Origin of the sequence: Pseudoduganella namucuonensis (genome assembly GCF_900116645.1) — a bacterium.
In the GTDB taxonomy this organism is placed as follows: domain Bacteria; phylum Pseudomonadota; class Gammaproteobacteria; order Burkholderiales; family Burkholderiaceae_D; genus Rugamonas; species Rugamonas namucuonensis.
Window position 1 is genome coordinate 1 of sequence record NZ_FPBO01000042.1, and the last position, 21,190, is coordinate 21,190.

13 protein-coding genes are annotated in these 21,190 nt (G+C 69.3%); 7 read left to right on the forward strand and 6 right to left on the reverse strand.

What is annotated here, in order from left to right; genetic code table 11:
• The first annotated feature begins 184 nt into the window (after positions 1-184).
• Positions 185-4,150, forward strand: a complete 3,966-nt coding sequence (locus tag BM436_RS30315; RefSeq protein WP_093559843.1) for a CHASE domain-containing protein — start codon at positions 185-187, stop codon at positions 4,148-4,150.
• Between the two features lie 23 nt (positions 4,151-4,173).
• Here the strand turns inward: BM436_RS30315 and BM436_RS30320 are convergent, their stop codons facing one another.
• From BM436_RS30320 to BM436_RS30345, 6 genes are all read right to left on the reverse strand, one after another.
• Positions 4,174-4,410, reverse strand: coding sequence for a hypothetical protein (locus BM436_RS30320; RefSeq protein WP_229490877.1), 237 nt, complete (start codon positions 4,408-4,410; stop codon positions 4,174-4,176).
• Positions 4,407-5,912: a SulP family inorganic anion transporter gene (locus BM436_RS30325; protein ID WP_093559845.1), complete on the reverse strand. Its 1,506-nt coding sequence runs from the start codon at positions 5,910-5,912 to the stop codon at positions 4,407-4,409. Before BM436_RS30325 ends, BM436_RS30320 begins: the two co-directional genes overlap by 4 nt.
• A 65-nt stretch (positions 5,913-5,977) precedes the next feature.
• A complete protein-coding gene (locus BM436_RS30330; protein WP_093559847.1) occupies positions 5,978-8,530 on the reverse strand; it encodes a chemotaxis protein CheW in 2,553 nt (850 codons plus the stop codon).
• Between the two features lie 35 nt (positions 8,531-8,565).
• Positions 8,566-10,875 (reverse strand): putative bifunctional diguanylate cyclase/phosphodiesterase, encoded by a 2,310-nt coding sequence (locus BM436_RS30335; RefSeq protein WP_177307636.1) that lies wholly within the window; start codon positions 10,873-10,875, stop codon positions 8,566-8,568.
• A 281-nt stretch (positions 10,876-11,156) separates the two neighbouring features.
• A complete protein-coding gene (locus BM436_RS30340; RefSeq protein ID WP_093559851.1) occupies positions 11,157-11,801 on the reverse strand; it encodes an HAD family hydrolase in 645 nt (214 codons plus the stop codon).
• A 117-nt stretch (positions 11,802-11,918) separates the two neighbouring features.
• Positions 11,919-13,010 carry a branched-chain amino acid aminotransferase gene (locus tag BM436_RS30345; protein ID WP_093559853.1) on the reverse strand — a complete coding sequence of 364 codons (1,092 nt, stop codon included), beginning with the start codon at positions 13,008-13,010 and terminating at the stop codon, positions 11,919-11,921.
• Positions 13,011-13,559: 549 nt separating this feature from the next.
• Here BM436_RS30345 and BM436_RS37325 point away from each other — a divergent pair.
• The 6 genes from BM436_RS37325 to BM436_RS30375 all read left to right on the forward strand — a co-directional run.
• Entirely contained in the window at positions 13,560-13,823 is a 264-nt protein-coding gene (locus BM436_RS37325) for a hypothetical protein (RefSeq protein ID WP_177307638.1), read from the forward strand.
• An 87-nt stretch (positions 13,824-13,910) separates the two neighbouring features.
• On the forward strand, positions 13,911-15,410 hold the full coding sequence (locus BM436_RS30355; RefSeq protein WP_093559857.1) for a radical SAM/SPASM domain-containing protein: 1,500 nt from the start codon (positions 13,911-13,913) through the stop codon (positions 15,408-15,410).
• Between the two features lie 26 nt (positions 15,411-15,436).
• Positions 15,437-16,159, forward strand: a complete 723-nt coding sequence (locus tag BM436_RS30360; RefSeq protein WP_093559859.1) for a 2OG-Fe dioxygenase family protein — start codon at positions 15,437-15,439, stop codon at positions 16,157-16,159.
• A gap of 95 nt (positions 16,160-16,254) precedes the next feature.
• Positions 16,255-17,226 (forward strand): TauD/TfdA family dioxygenase, encoded by a 972-nt coding sequence (locus BM436_RS30365; protein ID WP_093559861.1) that lies wholly within the window; start codon positions 16,255-16,257, stop codon positions 17,224-17,226.
• A gap of 16 nt (positions 17,227-17,242) precedes the next feature.
• On the forward strand, positions 17,243-18,775 hold the full coding sequence (gene ilvA, locus BM436_RS30370; RefSeq protein ID WP_093559863.1) for a threonine ammonia-lyase, biosynthetic: 1,533 nt from the start codon (positions 17,243-17,245) through the stop codon (positions 18,773-18,775).
• A gap of 34 nt (positions 18,776-18,809) precedes the next feature.
• The coding region (locus tag BM436_RS30375) for a non-ribosomal peptide synthetase (protein ID WP_177307640.1) at positions 18,810-21,190 on the forward strand (2,381 nt) is incomplete at its 3' end.

The following is a 21,190-nucleotide window of genomic DNA, read 5'->3' on the forward strand; positions in this document are numbered from 1 at the left end:
TCGGCCTGCGCGGCATCTCGGTGGCGGTCAAGAGCCGGCGCGGCCACCTGATCGGCGCCCTCAGCGTCTCCATGATGATAGCCAGTTCGTCGAAGGCGGAGGCGAGCGCGCGCTGTGTGCCGGCGCTACAGGCCACCGCCAACACGCTCATGTTATGGGTGTGAGCCGGGTTATGATGTAGCTCATGGACGCGCACACCCAGGGGACCCCGGAACGCAAGCTGCCTTTCGTGGCGGGCCTGCTGCTGTGCGCCGCCATCTACTACTGCCTTGCCCGCCTCGGCCTGCTGCTCGCGCTGGAGAGCAGCAACGCCAGTCCCGTGTGGCCGCCCTCGGGCTTCGCGCTGGCCATCATGCTGCGCCACGGACGGCGCATGTGGCCGGCGGTGCTGGCCGGCGCCTTCCTGGCCAACCTGGCGGTGTTCGCCAACAACCAGGTCGCGGGCGCCGCCGTCATCGCGGCCGCCTCCATCGCCATCGCCGCCGGCAACGCGCTGGAGGGCGTCGCCGGCGCGTGGCTGCTGGGCCGCGCCGGCGTGGCCGGCGCCCGGCTCGAGACCCACCAGGATGTCTACCGCTACGGCGCCATCATCGCGCTGGCCGCCGCGCTGGCGGCGGCCGCCGGTTCGTGCACGCTGTGGGCCTCGCGCATCGTGCGGCCGGAACTGCTGCCCCACGTGGCCGGCACCTGGTGGGTGGGCGACTTCCTCGGCATGCTGATCATCACCCCGCTGCTGCTGGCCCTCCCGCGCGGCCGCGCGCACGCCAGGCGCGCCATCGCGGACCTGAAGGGCGCGCTGCCGCTGGCCGCCGCCACCGTCGCCGCCGCCTCGCTGCTGTTCCTGACGCCGCCGGACACCTGGCGGGTGCCGCCGCCCATGCCCTACGCCTTGCTGCTGCCGGTGGTCTGGGCCGCCGTGCGGCATGGCCGGGCCGCCGTCCAGCTGGTGCTGGCCCTGATCTGCGGCATCGCCGTGCCGGCCACCGCCACCGGCCATGGCGCCTTCGTCTCCGGCGTGCTGCACCACTCCCTGGTGTCGCTGTGCACCTTCCTCGCCATCGTGGCGCTGGTGGCCATGGTGCTGGGCGCCGACGCGCCCCGCGACGGCGCCGCCGTCCTCCCCGAGCGTCCCCGCCCCTCCTGGACGCCGGTGCTCGCGCTGTGCATCTGCCTGGGGCTGACCGTGCTGGCATGGGCCTTCGTGAACGCGGACACGGAACGCCGCACGCGCGAACGCTTCGGCAACGCCGCCGAGGCGGTGCGCGAGAAACTGGCCGCGCGCATCACCTCCTATGAAACGCTGCTGCGCTCGGGCGCCGCGCTGTTCGACGCCTCGAGCGAGGTGGACCGCGACGAGTGGCGCCGCTTCGTCGACGCGCTGGACCTGCGGCGCAACTACCCGGGCGTGCTGGGGCTGGGCTACGCGCGCTACGTGCGGTCGCCCGCCGTGATCGGCGAACAGGCTTGGTGGCGCGAGTACGGCCAGCTCGGCCTCAGGATCTGGCCCAAGGGCGAGCGCGAGCTGTACGTGCCGGTGACCTACCTCGAACCGGTCAATCCCCGCAACATCGCCGCCATCGGCTTCGACATGATGTCCGAACCCGTGCGCCGGCGCGCCCTGGCGGCCGCCATCCAGAACGGCCGGCTGACGGCCTCCGGACCGGTCACGCTGGTGCAGGAGACCACGCGCGACAAGCAGACCGGCTTCCTGATGTACAACCCGGTCTACCCGACCGACACCACCGCCGGCCCCATGTTCCATCCCACCGGTTTCGTCTACAGTCCGTTCCGCATGCGCGACATGATGGAGGGCGTGTTCGGCGCCAGCCTGCGCGAACTGCGGCTGGAGATCCTCGACGGCTCGCCCAACGGCGCCCCGATGTACGACAGCCGGGTCGCGGGCGACGCGCCCAGCTACCTGGCCATGGCCAGCACGGCCCACGTCGCGGTCGGCGAGAACGGCAAGCTGTGGGCGCTGAGGATCACGCCGACGGCGCTGTTCGACGCCTCGGTGGACCAGGCCAAGTCCTATATCGTGCTGGTGCTGGGCACCATGATCAGCATGCTGTTCTACGCCGTCAGCCGCAGCCTGGTGCGCGCGCGCCACCAGGCGCAGGTGGACGTGGTGCGCTCGGCCGCCAGCCTGGAACAGTCGGAGGCGCGCTTCAAGCTGCTCACTGCGAACATCCGCAACCACGCCATCGTGCTGCTCGACCCGGACGGCGCGATCACCACCTGGAACGACGGCGCCGTCAAGCTGTTCGGCTATCCGCCGGAGCGGGCCATAGGCCAACCGGTGGCGCTGCTGCACGGCGCCGCGGCCGACGCGCCGCGGCCCGGCTCCGGCCTGGAGGTGGCGCTGCGCCAGGGCCAGTACGAGGAGACCTCGGAGCGCGTGCGGCAGGACGGCGGCCGCTTCACCGCGCTGACCCAGATCTTCCCGGCCCGCGGCAGGGACGGGGCCTGCATAGGCTACGCCATGATCGTGCGCGACGTGACGCATGAACTGGCGGCCGCCAAGGAGCTGGACGACGCCAGGATCCAGGCCGAGGCGGCCAGCGCCGCCAAGAGCGCCTTCGTCGCCAACATGAGCCACGAACTGCGCACGCCGATGAACGCGGTGCTGGGCCTCACGCAGTTGCTGGGCAAGACCCCGCTCACCGGCGAGCAAAGCCAGTTCGTGCAAATGATTTCGGTGGCTGGCAAGTCGCTACTCGCCGTGCTCAACGACGTGCTAGACTTCTCCAAAATCGAGGCCAACAAACTGGAAGTGATGATCGAGGATTTTTACCTGGACGACGTGATCGACGCCGTCGCATCGGTGATGGCGGTGAACGCCGGAGAGAAGGCGCTGGCCGTTTCCATCCATGTCGACGCCGACGTGCCGGCCAGCCTGCGCGGGGACGCCCAGCGCCTGCAGCAAATCCTGATCAACCTGGCCAGCAACGCCATCAAATTCTCCGAACAAGGCAGCGTGGGCCTGCGCATCCACACCGAAACGGACGCCGGCGGCCGCTCCTGGCTGCGCTGCGAGGTCAGCGACACCGGCATCGGCATGGCGCCGGAACAGATCGAGCGCCTGTTCATCCCCTTCCAGCAGGCCGACGCCTCGATGGCGCGCAAGTTCGGCGGCACCGGCCTGGGACTGACCATTTCCAAGAGCTTCGCCAAGATGATGGGCGGCGACATCGGCGTGCGCAGCGCGCCGGGCGCGGGCAGCACCTTCACGCTGTCGCTGCCGCTGCTGGAGGGCGCGCTGGCCGACAAGTACGCGCTGCCCGCGGCGCTGCGCGGCTTGCGCATGCTGTACCTGGACACGGACGCGCGGCGGCGCGACGGCATGCGCGAGCTCGCCGCGCGCTGGGACCTCGGGTTCCAGGCGGCGGCCACGCCCGGCGCCGCCGGACCGCTGCTGGAGGAGGTTGACGCCGGCGGCCCCGCCTTCGACATGATTGTGTTCACGGCGGAATTCGCGCCGCTGGTGGCCACCCTGCGCACGAGCGCGGGCCCGTCGCGGCTGGCCGGGAACGGTCCGCTCAGGGTGCGCGTCTCGCGCGTGTTCCAGCCTGGCCATCCGGCGGAGGCGCACGCGGCCGACGCCGTGCTGGCGCAGCCGCTCACGCGCTCGGCGCTGTACAGCGCGATGGCCGCCGCCTCGGCCGCCGTCGCGGCCTCGCCGCCCGACGACGGGGCCGACGCCGCCGGCGAGGGTTCGGCGGACACGCCCCTGGCCGGCCTGCGCCTGCTGCTGGCCGAGGACAATCCGCTGAACCAGCTGGTGGCGCTCAGCATGCTGGAGGGCGCGGGCGCCGCGGTGGAGATCGCGTCCAACGGCGAGGAAGCGGTCGAGTACCTGCGTTCCAACGGCGCCGCCATCGACCTGGTGCTGATGGATGTGCAGATGCCGGTGATGGACGGATTCGAGGCCACGCGCCTGATCCGGGAACTGGGGCTGCCGCTGCCCATCCTCGCCATGAGCGCCGGGGTGACGCTGGACGAGCAGGCCGAATGCCAGGCCGCCGGAATGAACGCCTTCGTCTCCAAGCCGGTCGAATGGGAGGACCTGCTGGCGGCCGTGCTGCGCCACACCGGCGAACGCTCCCCCGCTAGCGGGACCGGGACCGGGACCGGGACCGGGACCGGGAAGTGATCATCCCCCGGCCGGCGCGGGTCTCAGGACTCGATGCGCTTCAGGCGCTGGCCGTGGATGCCCCAGATCACCTCGGCGCCGTCGAGCTGGCCGAACAGAACCCAGCCGGTGCCGATCTTGCGCACGCCGACCTCGGTCTCGATCTCCTTGGCCAGCTTGTCGGCCCACATGCGCGCCGCGCCCTGCCCCTTGAATAGCTCGTTGCCCTCGTAGATCACGGTGGCGTCGAATACCGGGACTGAAAAAATCGTGTTCATCATGATGCTGTCTCCTGTGATGGCTGCGTGGACAGCATTCTAGTCGATGCGGCGCGCTCCAGCAGCCCGCGGCACCGCCCGGACAGATGCGCCAGCCGCAGCGACTTGCCGGCCCTGGCGTAGCGCCCCTCCAGCGCCTCCAGCGCGGCGATGGCGGAATGGTCCGCCAGGCGCAGGTGGCGGCAGTCCACCACCACGCGCGCGGGATCGTCGGCGGGCTTGAAGAGCTCCTGGAAATGCGTGGCCGAGGCGAAGAACAGCGTGCCGTGCGGGGTGTAGGTGCGGACGCCCTCCAAGCCTTCCATGCCGTCGTCGACGTCGGCGTGGATGTCGCGCGCGTGCTGCCAGGCGAAGCTCAGCGCCGCGATCACGATGCCGCACAGGACGGCCGTGGCCAGGTCCGTCGCCACGGTGATGCCGGTGACCGCCACGATCACCAGCGCGTCCTGGCGCGGCACCTTGCCCAGCACCCGCAGCGAGCCCCAGGCGAAGGTCTGCCGCGCCACCACGAACATCACGCCCACCAGCGCGGCCAGCGGGATACGCTCTATCCACGGCGACAGGAACAGGATGAACAGCAGGATCATCACGCCCGCCGTCGCGCCTGACAGGCGCGAACGGCCGCCGGAGCCCAGGTTGATCATGGTCTGCCCTATCATCGCGCAGCCGCCCATGCCGCCGAACAGGCCGGAGGCCACGTTGGCCGCGCCTAGCGCCACGCATTCGCGGTCCGCTTGGCCGCGCGTGCCAGTGATGTCGTCGGTGAGGTTGAGGGTCAGCAGCGTCTCCAGCAAGCCGACCACGGACATCAGCACCGCGTACGGCAGGATGACGCGCAGGGTTTCCATCGTCAACGGCACGGCGGGCAGGTGGAATCGCGGCAGGCCACCGGCGATGTGGGCCATGTCTCCCAGCGTGCGGGTGGGCAGCTGCAGGAAGTGGCTCAGCAGGCCCACGCCCAGGATCGCCACCAGCGCGGGCGGCGCCGCCTTGCTTACGCGCGGCAGCAGGTACACCATCAGCATGGTCAGGCCGACCAGGCCGGCCATCACCAGCAGCGGCGTTCCCCGCAGCCAGCCGCCATGCCCGGCGCCGCCGTCGCGGAAATGCTCGAACTGCGCCATCGCGATGATGATCGCCAGGCCGTTGACGAAGCCCAGCATCACGGGATGCGGCACCATGCGGATCAGCTTCCCCAGCCGCAGCAGACCGAACAGCAGCATCAGCAGGCCGCCCAGCACCACGGTGGCCAGCAGGTACTGCGCGCCGTGCCGGGCCACCAGCGCCACGATCACCACCGCCATCGAGCCGGCCGCGCCGGAGATCATGCCGGGACGGCCGCCGAACAGGGCGGCGATGGTGCAGATGAAGAAGGCGCCGTACAGGCCCATCAGGGGATTGAGCCCCGCCACCAGCGCGAACGCGATGCATTCGGGGACCAGGGCGAAGGAGGTGGTGAGGCCGGCCAGCAGGTTGGCGCGCGGGGAGGATATTTGGCTGAGCATGGGGCGGACAAAATCAAAACAGCCCACACTAGGTGGGCTGCAGGGCCGCTATGGTAGCACAAGCCTCACTTGGCCGCCGCGTCGAGCTCCCGTTCCGCCTCCGGTCCCTCGGGGTTGCGCAGCATGTCGAACAGGAAGCCGGCGTCCACCACCTGGATCAGCACCGCCCCCTCGTTGGCCTTGATGACCTGCTTGATCAGCATGCCCTCGCGCTGGCCGGCCAGCGGCGTGGAAATCAGCTGCGCCGTGTCGAACTTGGCCACGCCGTGCAGCTCGCTCACCAGCAGGCCGATGGTGCGGCCGCCATGCTTGACCACGATGACCTGCGCGTTGTGGTCGGCCAGCGTCTCCTGGCCGGACACGAACACGCCCAGGTCGAACACCCAGATGCAGCGCCCGCCCTCGCCTATCGATGGCGCGTCCAGCGCCAGGATGCCGACCTGCTCCACGCAGCCGCCCATCGACACCGAGGTGACCATGGACGCCGGGAAGGCTTCGCACACATGCTCGGCGGCGATGGCGAACAGCGAGCCGTCGACGAAGAAGGTGGCGAATTCCACGCCGGAGGCGTTGTGCGGGTCGCTCTCGATGGCCGCCACCGTCTTGCCGCCGGCGGCGTTGGCGTCGCGCAGCTCGCCGAACGATTCGATCACCACGCCGATCACGTCGGCCTTGTAGCCGTCGCTGACCTTGAACTCGCGGTAGCCGTGGGAAGCCGTGCAACCCATGATGGCGTAGTGCTCGTCGTGCTCCAGGAAGCGCGAGGCGCTGTCCCCGTTCCCCAGCGAGGCCATGGCGCGCGCGGCGTCCAGCCGGGTGCCGATGGCGCGCGCCGGATCGCTGCTGGCGATGATGGCGCCCTCGCGGTCGACGAAAAAGGCGTGCACCGCCTTGTTGCCGGCCAGCGCGCCGCGCAGCATCGCGTCGAATTCCTTCTCCGCGTCGAACACGATGCCGATGCCGCCGATGACGGCGCCCCCCTCGCCCGGCGCGCGGATGGCCGCGTGGTAGACATAGGTGGGGCGGCCGCCGTACAGCGGCGACGGCGCGAACGGCGTCACGTGGTAATCCTGCTCGGTGCGCAGGGCGAGCACCTTTTCCAGCGACTGCGCGTCGATGGAGATGGCGCCCAGGCCGTAGTCCCCGGTGCCGGCGATGATCGCGCCGTCGCGGTCGTACACCACCAGCGAGGTGTAAACCGTGTACAGGCCGTTGATGTATTCCAGGATGCGCCCCATGCGCTCGGCGCGGTCCGGCAGGCCGCCGGCCAGCAGCGCGCGCAGCTCGGGCGACAGCGCCCACCAGCGGCAGTCGTTGGCGCGCTCGTACAGGTTGCGGTCGAACAGGTCCACCAGCAGGTGCGACACGAACTCGGAATCGCGCAGGCCGGAGGCCAGCACGGTGGCGAACAGCTCGCGGATGGAGTGGGCGAACAGTTCGTTGCTGCGCACGCCGGTCTCGCTGATCTGCTCCAGAATGGTCCGCAGGCGCGACAGGTCGCCATCGCGCCCGGCCGTCATCACCTGCCCGTTCCATACCACGCGACGTATCATGTCGGCCGCGTTCATGATGTCGAACAGCGGCGGGCAGAAGGTGCGCGCGTGGGACAGCAGGCCCTCGGCGAAGCCGGGATCGAGCTCCTGCAGCGCGGTGCTGGCCAGCTCGGCGAAGGCCACGTCCAGCGGAATCATGACCTGGCCCTGCCAGCCGGCCGGGCCGGGATAGCCCTGGTAGCCCGGCGACCCATAGGTGCTCACCATGTATTCGCGGCCGGCGAACATCATCAGGCTGGGCGCGTCCGCGTGGTTGACCGGCACTTTCGCCCCCAGCGGTATCCACAGCGGATCGGCGCTGGCGATCACGCGGTTGTCCGCGTCCAGCAGCAGCATGTTGGTGCGCTCGGAATCGTCGCGGTGGGTCTGGAAGATGCGCGCCATCTCCTCCTCGAAATGGAAGCACAGGCACAGCACGCCCACCACGGCGCCGGTGTCCGGATGGCACACGCGGCGCGAGTAGATCAGCGCCTCGCGCTTGGACGGCCGCAGGTCGGTGGCGCGGAAGGTCTCCACATAGCCCTCCGCCGCCAGCGTCTCGGCGATCAGCGGGTCCAGGCTGCCCTCCAGCGGCGAGGCCTCGTCGATCTGCACCAGCACGTTGCCGGCCAGGTCGAGCAGGATGATCTCGTCGTACACGGTGTACTTGGCGCGGTAGGCCCGCAGCCGCAGCCGCATCGCCTCCACGTCGTCGTCCAGGCCGGCCACGAAGGCGCACAGTTCGCGGTCGGTGGCCAGGAAGCCCACGTCGGCGGTGCGCTCGTACAGGTTGCGCACCACGATCTCGATCACGTACTGGGCCTTGGTGGCGATCTCGCCGCGCACGTGGCGCACCTTCTCGCGCACCAGGCTGGCCACCAGTTCGTCCTCCAGCTGGCTGAAGCCGGCGCGGGTGGCGGCCATGGTGGGCAGTATGGTCTTGGCCTCGACCGGGCAGTTCATCTTGGCCGAGGCCTCGATGATGCGCCACATGAGGTTCAGTTCATGCAGGGAGCGCTGGCATTTGCCCACGTCCGGCATGTAGGGCAGGTAGTTCGCGGCGGGGACATCTACGATGGCGTTCATGACAAGTCCACTTTGCTTTTGACTAGAAATCGTTGCTAGGCATCCTTGGCCGGCGCGGCGGCGCCGTGGCGGGAGATCAGCGCGGCCAGCCCCATGGGCCGCCCCAGCAGGTAGCCCTGCACCAGCGTGCAGCCGAACTGGCGCAGATAGCCCAGTTGCGCGTCGGTCTCCACGCCCTCGGCGATCACCCGCAGCTTCATGTTGCGGCCCAGGTCCAGCATGGTGCGCACGATGGCGCAGTCGTCGCGGTTGTGCGGCACTCCCTCCAGGAACAGGCGGTCTATCTTCAGCGACGCGATGGGCAGCGTCTTCAGCATCGACAGCGAGGAATAGCCCATGCCGAAATCGTCCAGGCTGATCTCGAAGCCCAGCTGCGCCAGCTTGCGCATGATGGGCAGCGACTTCTCGATGCGCGTCATCACCACGCTCTCGGTCAGCTCCAGTTGCAAACAGCCCGGGTCGACGCGCGCCGCGCGCACGATGGCGATCAGCTCCGCCGGCAATTCGCCGTCCAGGAACTCGGGCGCCGCCATGTTGATGTGCACCCGCACCTTGCCCATGCCCGCCGCCTGCATGCGCGGCAGGTCGCGGCAGACCTGCTGCAGCACCCAGCGGCCCAGGTGCACGATCAACCGGCTTTGCTCGGCGATGGGGATGAACTGGTCCGGCGGCACCACGGTGCCGTCGGCCTTGCGCCAGCGGATCAGGGCCTCCACCGCCGTCAGCGCCTCGCCGTGCGCGTCCATGATGGGCTGGTACTCGAGGAAGAACTCGTTGCGCGCGTAGGCGTCGTGCAGTTCCGACAGCAGGATCAGCTGGCGCGCCAGCACGTCCTGCTGCGCGCCCTGGTCGCCGCTGTAATGGCTGACGCGGTTGCGGCCGTTGCGCTTGCTCAGGTACATGGCGGCGTCGGCCGCGTGCAGCAATTGCGCGGTGCTCCGGCCGTGCAGCGGATACTGGCTGATGCCGATGCTGGCCGACACCGACAGCTCGTGGCACAGATAGGCGAAGCGCTCGCGCGCGCACTGTCCCACCTGCTCGGCCAGCGTCTCGATCTGCGCCGCGCTGGCGCCCTGCTGCGTCATCATCGCGAACTCGTCGCCGCCCAGGCGCGCCACCACGGCGCCCTCCGGCGCCAGCGCCCGCAGGCGGTTGGCGAACTCGCACAGCACCACGTTGCCCGCCGCGTGGCCGAAGGCGTCGTTGATGGGCTTGAACTGGTCCAGGTCGATGTACAGCACGCCGAAGGAGCCACCGGCCGGGCTTTCCTCGCAGGCGCGGTCCAGCAAGTAGTGGAAGTGGGCGCGGTTCACCAGCCCCGTCATCTCGTCGGTCTGCGCCAGCACGCGCATGCGTTCCTGCTGCGCCATGCGCTGCGCGGTCTGCGCGATCAGCGCGCTGATCGATTCGGCCAGCCCGGGCAGCTGGGCCTCGCGCTGGCGCGGCTCGGAGCTGAAGAATTCCAGGATGCCGGCGCTGTGCAGGCGGCCGTCGGCCGCCGTGTAGGTGACCGGGAAGAAGTAGCCGGACTGCAGGCCGCAGCGCGCCGCGCTGCTCAGGCGCGGCGCGTCCTCGCCGGCCTGGCGCACGTCCACCCACTGCGCCTGGCCGTTCCACACCTGCCCCAGCAGGCCGTGGCGGGTGTCCACCGCCGTGGCGGTGGTGACGGCGCGCAGCTGCGTGTAGTCGCGGTCCGGCGCGTGCCACACGTGGCGGCAGCGCAGGATGTCGGCGCGGTCGTCGTGCTCCTCCAGCGCCCAGAAGGCGCCCCAGTCCCAGCCCAGTTCATCGCACACCAGCTGGATGATCTTGTTGATGGCGGCGTCGAAGGTGTCGGTGCCGATCAGGTATTGGGTGAACGCGAAGCTGAAGCGCTCGCGCATGGCGGCCTGCTTGGCGGCCGTGATGTCGGTGACCATGCCGGTGACGATGCACGCGCCCTCGGAGGCCACCGAGCGCAGCCTCAGCCAGCGTATGCCCTGCCCCGGCTCGCTGACGCGGAACTCGCAGGCCACGTCGGCGCGCTCGGCGTTGATGGCGCCGAAGGCGGCCAGCACCCGCTCGGCGTCGTGCGGCACCACGTGCTCCAGCGTGGCCGCCACGCTGTGCGAGGCGCCCGCCGCGATGCCCAGCAGCGAGGCCGCCACCGTCGACAGGTACAGCCGCGCGTGCGTGTGCTCGAACCACCAGCGGCCCAGGCCCGCGGCCTCGTCCACCGCGTTCGAGCGCAGCGCCTGTTCGCGCATGATGCGCCACATGTCGCCCGCCTCGCTGGCCGGCGGCTGCCGCTCGCCCAGCGTGGTCACCGTCATCGCCGCATCGCCTTGCCGCGCGCATTTATCCATTACTGGCATCCCCATCATTCCATGTCCCATCTTTATTTCCTTAATGCACCAAATCCGGGCGGGGAATCTCACAACCGTGCACGAATTTGGAGAACATCCTTCAGGCCTTGCCACCGGCGCCTAGGGAAAGGCTTCTATATTTGTCACATCCACGCACTCGGGGTGTGCAATTTGTGTGCCATGCAGCATAAAAGTTTGACGAACGGGCTTGACGGAAAATAAAAAGCCGCGCCGGCCGCGAAAAGCGGCGGGCGCGGCCCGGGAGCCGTGGAAGCGCGGACTCAGTCCGGATGCACCGCCATGGACGGCAGCGCCTTCCAGCTCAGGATGTAGGGCGTCTTGAATTTCACGGTGCGCAGGCCGGCCTTGCGGGCGGCGGCCAGGTGCGGCTCGGCGGTGTCGATCATGACGGTCTCGTAGGGTTCCACGCCCATCGCGCGCAGGGCCATGGCGTGCGGCGCGCGGTGGCCGTCGTCGTCCACGGAATCGTGGCGCGAGGCCACCACCGAGAACTTGCTGTTCACCTCATTGCCGAAGGTGTGGTGCAGCAGCGCGGCGCAGGTGGCGGCCGGCAGGTCGCTGATGACGGCCAGCTTGCAGCCCGCCTCCAGCGCGTCGGAGATCAGCTGCATGCCGCGCGGATTGACGTCCGGCTTGCGCACCGCGAGGGCGTCGTGGAAATGGCGGTGGCGGGCGGCGTTCAGGTCGATGGAACGCGCGCGCTTGCCCGACTGGGCCTCCCGCGGCAGCGCCACGTCCAGCACGCGGGACCAGCCCACCGTGGAGGCCACCTGCTTCAGTTCGGGCATGCTCCAGCGCAGCGGCACGCCGGCGTCTTCCATCGCGGCCCGGCACGCCGCCATGTGCAGCGACGGCGTGTCGAACAAGATCTCGTCCAGGTTCAGCAGAATCGCGTTGATCGTCATGGTCCTATTCCTTGAGGTGGCGTTTGCACAACTCAAAATATAAAACCATCACGTGGAAAAGAAAAATTACTTATTCCTTCCCATTCATAAGACCAGCCTTATGAGTCACCCGGCCGGTCAGATCTTGTGCATCCAGCCGCGCGTGTCCGGCGCGGTGCCGTGCTGGATGGCCAGCAGCGCTTCGCGCAGCGCCATCGTCACGGGACCGTTCTCGCCGTTGTTGATGGCGAACTCGAAGCCGTGCGCCTTCACCTTGCCCACCGGCGTGATGACGGCGGCCGTGCCGCAGGCGAACACCTCGGTCATGCGGCCGCTGGCGATGTCGTCGCGCCAGTTCCGCACCGTGAGCTTTTGCTCGCGGGTGATGAAGCCCAGCTGCTTGCCCAGTTCCAGCAGGCTTTGGCGGGTGATGCCCGGCAGCAGGGTGCCGGTCAGCTCGGGCGTGGCCACCACGGTCTGGCCGTCTTCCTTGTAGACGAAGAACAGGTTCATGCCGCCCATTTCCTCGATGTACTCGCGGTGCACGGCGTCCAGCCACACCACCTGGTCGCAGCCCTTGTCCAGCGCCTGGGCCTGGGCCAGCAGGCTGGCCGCGTAGTTGCCGGCGCACTTGGCTTCGCCCGTGCCGCCCGGCGCCGCGCGCACGTAGTCCTCGCTGATCCACACGGTCACCGGCTTCACACCCTGCGGGAAGTAGGCGCCGGCGGGCGAGGCGATCAGCACGAACAGGTATTCCAGCGACGGACGCACGCCCAGGAACGGGTCGGTGGCGATCATCAGTGGACGCATGTACAGGCTCTCGCCCACGTTCTTCGGCACCCAGGCCTGGTCGATGCGCACCAGTTCATCGGCCGCCTTCAGGAACAGCTCGGGCGGGATGGCCGGCATGGCCAGGCGCGCGGCGCTGCGGTTGAAGCGCTCGGCGTTGGCGTCGGGACGGAACATGCCGATGCTGCCGTCGGGCTGGGTGAAGGCCTTGAAGCCCTCGAAAATGGACTGGCCGTAGTGCAGCGTGGACGCCGAAGGCGCCAGCGACAGCGGGCCGTAGGGCTTCACTTCACCGCGCTGCCAGGCGCCGTCCTTGTAGGCGATGGTGACCATGTGGTCGGTGAAGTAGCGGCCGAAGCCCGGGCTGGCCAGCAGCTTCTCGCGCTCGGCGTCGCTCAGGGGGTTGGTGGAGGGCTGGATGAGGAAGTCGGGGACGGTCATGGTGTTTTCTTCTAAAGGGAGTCGGCTGGCGCGCGCGCTTGTACGGGCGAAATTATACAGCGGCGGCGGCGTTCCGGGCCGGCGGCGGCGCGCCGCCGCGCCGGTGTCCCGCCCGTCAGCGCCGCCGCCGCGTTCGCGAAAAGCTATCCGTATTATCCGCAAGTGGTTTTAGAGTATTTAATCTGGACGAAATGTTGACAAAAAATATTCACACTGTCATTATTATCAAAAAATAAAGCGAACAACACAACGCCGCGTTTCTCCCATTAACTATCGTATTGGGAGTTTATCTGGGAAATACCTTTTCCCGCCACCGTCGAAATTCCACCGACAATATTCAACGCCGTCCGCGCGCCGTGGTTCCAGGCCCGCGCATGGCGCTCGCATTGAGTCATACCCTTTGAAATAAAACACAAGCCCGTAGCGGCCTGGCGGAAAAAAACGTGTCGCGGCGATTGCCGCCGGCTGTGGATTTGTCATACCGGTTTTTACCCCGGAGGCGCCCCTACGTCATTTTTTCGCCAGCCCGTTAAAGGAATTCCGGGCTGGATGGAAGCCAACGGCATAAGCCGGCGGCGGTTTTTAATCTTAATTAAAGGTAATCAAGTGAATAAACTGAATATTCAAACCATCGGCGGCACGGTAGGCGGTACGGTGGGCGGCACCGTTGGTGGCACGGTCGGCGGCACCGTGGGCGGCACGGTTGGCGGGACCGTCGGTGGCACGGTCGGCGGCACCGTCGGCGGCACGGTCGGCGGCACCAGCGGCCGTATCCATGGTTCCAAGATGCTGAAGCACTGCCTGAGCAAGTAATTCGTCAGCGCGATTGATTTGGGCCGCCGCGGCGGCCCATCCGGATCCTGACAATTGAACGAACCGAACGCCGACGAAAGCCTTTAAATGAACGCTCAGAAATACATTCTGTCGCCAGACGCCATTAATTTCCCGGTGGGCGACCGGGTCGCCATATATCACCGCCAATTGGGCGGCCTGTGTTTTCTCGATGGCGAAGCGAACGGCATCCTGGGCCAGTTTTCCCGGGCCACCGAGATCGCCGCGCACGTCCTGGAGGGCGAGGATATTTCCCGCCGCGAGGAACTGATACAGCAACTGGTATTACGGCAGCTGCTGGTTCCGGTGGAGCGCATGGACGCCGGTCCCGAATACGCGCCGGTGCCGCAGAACAAGGTCAATATTATCCAGCTGATCCTCACCAATGCCTGCAATTTCGGTTGCACGTATTGCTTCGAGGGCGTGCAGGGCGTGGAATTGCCGCGCGAGGACGTGGTTGAGCAGTACAAGAAAATCGACATCAGCCGGCTGGCCTCGCCCAACGAGATCAAGGTCAACATCAATGAATCGATCTACGCGTCCGAGGAGCGCATCGCGCACCAGTACGACCCGAAGAACCGCCTGATGAAGCCCAAGGACGCCGTCGCCTACGTCGACAAGGCGCTGGAGATCGCCAAGAGCACCGGCGTGACCGAGGTGATGCTGCAGTTCTTCGGCGGCGAGCCGCTGCTGAACTGGAAGGCCATCAAGGCGGTGCTGGACACCTACGGCAACGGCGCCGCGCACGGCATCGTCATCAACTACTCCACCGTCACCAACGGCTCGCTGATCTCGGAGGAAGTGGCCGAGACCTTCGCCCGCAACAAGGTGGCCGTGTGCGTCAGCTTCGACTCTCCGAAGAGCACCAGCCGTCCGCTGAAGAACGGCGGCGACAGCGCGCCTGTGGTGATGGAGGGCCTGCGCATGCTGCAGAAGCACCAGAACCGCGTGGCCATCAACGCCGCCCTCACCTCGGACACCTGGGACGAGTTCGACAACTCCATCGTCGACCTGGCCTACGAGTACGGCTCGCGCGAGATCGGCGTGGTGGTCGATTTCGACCCGACCTTCTACTCCAAGTTCGGCGCGCCCGCCATCGTCGAAAAGCTGTGGGGCGTGATCGAATACGGCCGCGGCCGCGGCGTGGTGCTGACCGGCTACTGGCACCAGATCTTCCAGGTGCTGCTGGGCTTCGACGCGGTCAGCCACCGCGGCTTCAAGAACTGCTCGGCCAAGGGTGCGCAGCTGAGCATCGAGCCGAACGGCTCCGTGTTCTCCTGCAAGGCCGGCTCCGGCCTGTACGGCAACGTGCTGCAGGGACCGGAACTGCTGGCCACCGAGATCTACCGCCAGCACGCCAGCCTGCGCCGCCAGAACCCGGCCTTCTGCGGCGGCTGCGAGATCGAGGGCTTCTGCGCCGGCCTGTGCCTGGGACCGCTGGAGAAGAAATTCGGCGACGTCGCCTCGGTCGAGCCGTCCGCCTGCGACATGTACCGCGGCATCACGCGCAAGCTGATCGAGGCGGTCGCGCCCTACGAGGTCGCCACCTTCGACCTGGCCCCCAACTGACCCATTCCACTTAGTGAGGCAATGACATGATCGTTCTCGACCCTGCCCCGGCCGCCGCCGCCGTCGCCGAATTCGGCCAGACCGGCTACGCCGTCATCCGCACCGCGCCGCTGTCCGACGCGGTGCTCGACTCCTTCAACAACATGCCGCGCGACGAGCACAGCAAGTCGCGCCACCGCCGCATCCGCCTGTCGCAGTACCTCGCCTATTGCGAGCAGGGCCAGTGGATCTACGCGCTGCTGCCGCGCCGCCGCTACGTGCAGTCGGCCGAGTACATCCGCCTGGCCGAGGCGGGCGGCGTGGCGCGCCACCGCGAGCAGCTGGAAATCGACCCGTCCGAGCTGATCACCTCGGTGCTGGAGCAGATGCCGGTCGACCGCGCGCGGCAGTACCACATCAACGTCAACCAGATCCGCGTCATCGTCGACGACGAGTTCAAGGGCGTAACCGTGCCCGAGGGCCCGCACCGCGACGGCCACGAGTTCAGCGTGGTGGGCGTGGCGAAGCGCGCCAACGTGGTCGGCGGCGAAACGCAGATCATGCTGCCGCACGACCACACGCCGCTGTTCTACCACACGCTGGCCGAGAACGAGGCGGTGGTGATCGACGACGAGCGTTTCGTGCACTACGCCACCAACATCGAGTCACGCGACGGCAAGCCGGGCTACCGCGACATCTGGGTGATCGAGATCAACCGCTGGGAGAACCGCTGCTACGGCCCGCTGCACGACGCGCGCGCGCTGGGCTGAGGCGCCACCCACGACGGTAGCACCCACCGGCCGCGCCGGCCGCGCCCAGCGCGCGCCGGCGCGGCCCCCCCCACACCACACCCGCGGAGCCCACCATGACGATTTCCGAACAACAGAACACTGCCGCCCCGCGCCAGGGCCTGGGGCTGGTCCACACCCTGGACGGCGCCGAGCGCGACGCGCTGCGCGCGCGCCTGCGGGCGGCGGCCGCCGGCGGCGCGGCGCCCGCGCGCGGCGCCTGCCGCGAGGCGGTCGAGGCCTCGGCGCTGCCGCTGGAGCGGATCGGCGCCACCCTGTCCGGCGGCGACATCCCCTTCTGCCTGCTGCGCAACCTGCCGGTGGACGCGCTGGCGCAGCAATGGACCGTGGGCCCGGCGCCGCTGGCTTCCGGCCTGCTGCTGGGCGTGACGGCCGCGCTGGGGCTGACCAACTTCGGCTACCACGAGGAAAAGAACGGCGCCATCCTGCAGGACGTGCACCCGATCGCCGGCGCCGAGGACAGCCAGTCCAACGCCGGCCGCGTGGCCTTCCACATGCACGTGGAGAGTCCCTTCCTGCCGCGCGCCGCGCGGCCCGAGGTGGGCGCGCTGATCTGCCTGAACAACGAAACCGCCACCCCGACCCGCATCGCCACCGTGGAACTGGTCAAGCGCCAGCTGTCGGCGCGCCACGTGCTGGCGCTGCGCCAGCCCGACTTCCGGCTCCGCCACGACCAGTCCTTCGAGGTCAACGGCTACACGCTGTCGGTGACGACCGCGCTGCTCAAGGAGGTGGACGGCCGCGACGAGACCCGCTGCGGCATCTACGCCGAGGGCGCGCACGCGGCGGCCCAGGAGGCGGTGGACGCCTGGAAGCGCGCCGCCGACGCGGTGGCGCTGGACCTGGTGCTGGAGCCGGGCGACCTGCTGTTGTTCAACAACTACCGCTGCGTGCACGGCCGCGGCGCCGTCGAGGGCCGGCGCTGGCTCAAGCGCGTTTACAGCACGCGCGACACCAGCCTGCTGTCGGAGGGCCTGATCAGCGTCTGGCGCGCCATGGCCGCGCGCCACATCGACCACAGTTTCTGAACCAGGAGCCGAGCACATGGACCAGACCGCATTCGACTACCTGAAACGCATCCTCACCGCCCGCGTCTACGACGTGGCGGTGGAAACCGAGCTGGCGCCCGCGCCCGCGCTGTCCGAACGCCTGGGCAACACGCTGCACCTGAAGCGCGAGGACACGCAAAGCGTGTTCAGCTTCAAGCTGCGCGGGGCCTACAACAAGATGTCCGGCCTCACGCGCGCGCAGCTGGACCAGGGCGTCATCTGCGCCTCGGCCGGCAACCACGCGCAGGGCGTGGCGCTGTGCGCCGCGAAGCTGGGCTGCCGCGCCGTGGTGGTGATGCCGACCACCACGCCGCCGGTCAAGGTGGACGGCGTGCGCGGGCGCGGCGCCGAGGTGGTGCTGCACGGCGACTCCTTCAGCGACGCCTACGCCCACGCGCTGGAGCTGGAGCGCGCGCAGGGGCTGACCTTCGTCCATCCCTTCGACGATCCGGACGTCATCGCCGGCCAGGGCACCATCGCCATGGAGATCCTGCGCCAGCATTCGGGCCCCATCCACGCCATCTTCTGCGCCATCGGCGGCGGCGGCCTGATCGCGGGCGTGGCGGCCTACGTCAAGGCGCTGCGGCCCGAAATCCGCGTGATCGGCGTGCAGGCGGCCGACTCCGACGCCATGAAGCGCAGCATCGAGGCCGGCCAGCGCGTGACGCTGCCCGACGTCGGCCTGTTCTCCGACGGCACCGCCGTCAAGCGGGTGGGCGAGGAAACCTTCCGCCTGGCGCGCATGTATGTCGACGAGATCATCACGGTGGACACCGACCAGGTGTGCGCCGCCATCAAGGACGTGTTCCAGGACACGCGCGCCATCGTGGAGCCGGCCGGCGCGCTGGCCGTGGCCGGCGCCAAGGCCTACGTGGAGCGCGCCGCGCAAGCCGGCGCCCCGCTGCGGGGCGAGCACCTGGTGGCCGTCACCTGCGGCGCCAACATGAATTTCGACCGGCTGCGCTTCGTGGCCGAACGCGCCGAGGTGGGCGAGCGGCGCGAGGCGCTGCTGGCGGTGTCGATTCCGGAGCAGCCGGGCAGCCTGCGCCGCTTCTGCGAACTGATAGGGGCGCGCAGCGTCACCGAATTCGTCTACCGCATGCGCGAGGGCGGCCGCGCCCACGTGCTGGCCGGACTGCAGATCGCCCGGGGCGGCGAGGCGGCCGCGCTGGCGCGCCACTTCGCCGAGCATGGCTACGAGGCGCGCGACCTCAGCCAGGACGAACTGGCCAAGCTGCACCTGCGCCACCTGGCCGGCGGCCAGAGCGCGCCCGCGCGCGGCGAGCGCCTGTTCCGCTTCGAGTTCCCCGAGCGCCCGGGCGCGCTGCTGCGCTTCCTGACGCGCATGGCGCCGGACTGGAACATCAGCCTGTTCCATTACCGCAACCAGGGCGGCGACGTCGGCCAGGTGCTGGCCGGCCTGCAGGTGCCGCCCGGCGACGAGGCCGCGTTCCAGGCCTTCCTCGACAGCGGCGACTGCCGCCATTGGGAAGAGACGGACAACCCGGCCCACCGCCTGTTCCTGTAGTCCCCCATCAACGATCACGGCAAGCGAACCACACATGAGCAACAGCGTCAACGCCAGCGTCCACCAACACACCCTGTCCGGCCCCGGCTGGCGGGAGATCGCCGAGTATTGCGGACGGCAGGCCATACCGGCCGGCCGCTTCCTGGACGCGCTGTGCGGCTTCCTGCTGGGACGCTACGGCGGTCACCGCCAGCCCTTCACCATGGTGGCCTCGGACGGCCCGCTGCTGGTGGGTTGCGCCGAGGGCGGCCCGGCCGGCGACATCGCCGCCACGCTGCGCATGGACGCGGCGGCGGCCGCGGATGGCGGCGGCCTTGGCGCGCCCCGCTTCCAGGCCCGCATCGGCCCGGACGAGGCGCGGCTGCTGCTGGAACACGCCGGGGAAGGCGTGGACGGCGACTGCCTGCTGCGGCGCATGGAGCTGGTGGGACGGCAGATCGTTGGCGGCGCGGCGCGCTGGGAGCGGCTGTCGCTGCTGGACGGCGCGGAGGCGCGGCGCATGCTGCGCGACTGGAACGACACCGCGGAATCCGGCCCCGGTCCGCACACCGTGCACGAGTTGTTCGAACAACAGGCGCGCCGCGCGCCGGGCCGCGTGGCCGTGGTGTGCGGCGGACAAACACTGACCTACGGGGAGCTCAACGTCCGCGCCAACCAGTTGGCGCGCCACCTGCGCCAGGCCGGCGCCGGCGCGGACACGCTGGTGGGCCTGTGCGTGGAACGCTCGCTGGAGATGATCGTCGGCCTGCTGGGCATCCTCAAATCCGGCGCCGCCTACGTGCCGCTGGACGCCAGCTACCCGGCCGAACGCCTGCGCCACATGCTGGAGGACGCCCGCCCGCTGATGCTGCTGACGCAGGAGCGCCTGCTGGAGCGGCTGCCCCCGGTGGACGCGCCGGCCCTGTGCCTGGACACCGCCTGGCCCGCGCTCGCGGCCCATTCCGCCGGAGACCTGGCGCCCATCAGCGGGCCGGAACACCTGTGCTATGTGATCTACACGTCCGGCTCCACCGGCAAACCGAAGGGCGCCACCATCCAGCACCAGGGCCTGCACAACCTGGTGCGCTGGTATATACGCCACTACGAAGTGAGCGCCGACGACCGGGCGCTGATCTTCTCCTCCATCAGCTTCGACCTGACCCAGAAGAACATCTTCGCCATGCTGGCGGTGGGCGCGCAAGTGCACCTGCCGGCCGACGGCTACGCCCCCGACCTGGCGTTCCGGCAGATCGAGGAGGAAGGCATCACCATCCTGAACTGCGCCACGCGCGCCTTCTACCCGCTGCTGTCCTACCAGACGCCGGAGCGCCCGCTGCGGCTGCGCCAGGTGCTGATCGGCGGCGAGGTGGTCAACTCGCAGCTGCTGGCCGACGCCTTCCGCCACACCGCGCGCCCGCCGCTGTTCCACAACACCTACGGCCCCACCGAGACCTCGGACATCAACTGCAGCTTCCAGTTCGATCCGCGCGAGCCGCAGGACAACGTGCCGCTCGGCCTGCCGATCGACAACACGCGCTTCTACGTGCTGGACGCCTGGCTCAACCCCGTGCCGCCCGGCGTGCCGGGCGAATTGCACATCGGCGGCGTGTGCGTGGGCCGCGGCTACCTGCGACGCCCCGGACTGACGGCCGAGAAGTTCATCCCCGATCCCTTCTGCGGCGAGCCCGGCGCGCGCATGTACAAATCCGGCGACCTGGCGCGCCAGCGCGCCGACGGCACGGTCGAATTCCTCGGCCGCATCGACCAGCAGGTCAAGATCCGCGGCTTCCGCATCGAGCCGGGCGAGATCGAGGCGGCGCTGACGGCGCTGCCCGGCGTGCGCGAGGCCGCCGTGCTGGCCCGCGAGGACAGCCCCGGCGACAAGCGCCTGGTGGCCTACGCGGTGGCCCGCGACGGCGCCGCGCTGGACCCGGCCGCGCTGCGCGCCGGGCTGGCCGCCAGCCTGCCCGAGCACATGGTGCCCGCCCATTATGTGCTGCTCGAGCGCCTGCCGCTCACCCCCAACGGCAAGACCGACCGCAAGGCCCTGCCCGCGCCGGACCTGAAACGGGGCGACGACGGCTACACCGCGCCCGCCGGCGCCACCGCACAGGCGCTGGCCGCCATCTGGGCCGACACGCTGGGCCTGGACCGCGTCGGCGCGGACGACAATTTCTTCGCGCTGGGCGGCCACTCGCTGCTGGCCACGCAGGTGCTGTCCAAGCTGCGCGCCGCGTTCGGGCTGGAGCTGCCGGTGCGGGCGCTGTTCGAGGCGCCCACCGTGGCCGCGCTGGCGGCCCGCGTGGACAGCGCCCTGCAAGGCGGCGTGAGCGCCGATCTGGCGCCCATCGCGCCCGCGCCGGCCGGCGTGCCGCCGCGGCTGTCGTTCGCGCAGCAGCGCCTGTGGTTCCTGGACCAGTACGAGCCGGGCAGCCC

What these genes read in the sequence shown, in the direction of transcription:
- BM436_RS30315 (WP_093559843.1), top strand. Translation starts at nt 185, where the DNA reads ATGGACGCGCACACCCAGGGGACCCCGGAACGCAAGCTGCCTTTCGTG.
- BM436_RS30320 (WP_229490877.1), bottom strand. Translation starts at nt 4,410, where the DNA reads ATGATGAACACGATTTTTTCAGTCCCGGTATTCGACGCCACCGTGATC.
- BM436_RS30325 (WP_093559845.1), bottom strand. Translation starts at nt 5,912, where the DNA reads ATGCTCAGCCAAATATCCTCCCCGCGCGCCAACCTGCTGGCCGGCCTC.
- BM436_RS30330 (WP_093559847.1), bottom strand. Translation starts at nt 8,530, where the DNA reads ATGAACGCCATCGTAGATGTCCCCGCCGCGAACTACCTGCCCTACATG.
- BM436_RS30335 (WP_177307636.1), bottom strand. Translation starts at nt 10,875, where the DNA reads ATGGATAAATGCGCGCGGCAAGGCGATGCGGCGATGACGGTGACCACG.
- BM436_RS30340 (WP_093559851.1), bottom strand. Translation starts at nt 11,801, where the DNA reads ATGACGATCAACGCGATTCTGCTGAACCTGGACGAGATCTTGTTCGAC.
- BM436_RS30345 (WP_093559853.1), bottom strand. Translation starts at nt 13,010, where the DNA reads ATGACCGTCCCCGACTTCCTCATCCAGCCCTCCACCAACCCCCTGAGC.
- BM436_RS37325 (WP_177307638.1), top strand. Translation starts at nt 13,560, where the DNA reads ATGGAAGCCAACGGCATAAGCCGGCGGCGGTTTTTAATCTTAATTAAA.
- BM436_RS30355 (WP_093559857.1), top strand. Translation starts at nt 13,911, where the DNA reads ATGAACGCTCAGAAATACATTCTGTCGCCAGACGCCATTAATTTCCCG.
- BM436_RS30360 (WP_093559859.1), top strand. Translation starts at nt 15,437, where the DNA reads ATGATCGTTCTCGACCCTGCCCCGGCCGCCGCCGCCGTCGCCGAATTC.
- BM436_RS30365 (WP_093559861.1), top strand. Translation starts at nt 16,255, where the DNA reads ATGACGATTTCCGAACAACAGAACACTGCCGCCCCGCGCCAGGGCCTG.
- ilvA (WP_093559863.1), top strand. Translation starts at nt 17,243, where the DNA reads ATGGACCAGACCGCATTCGACTACCTGAAACGCATCCTCACCGCCCGC.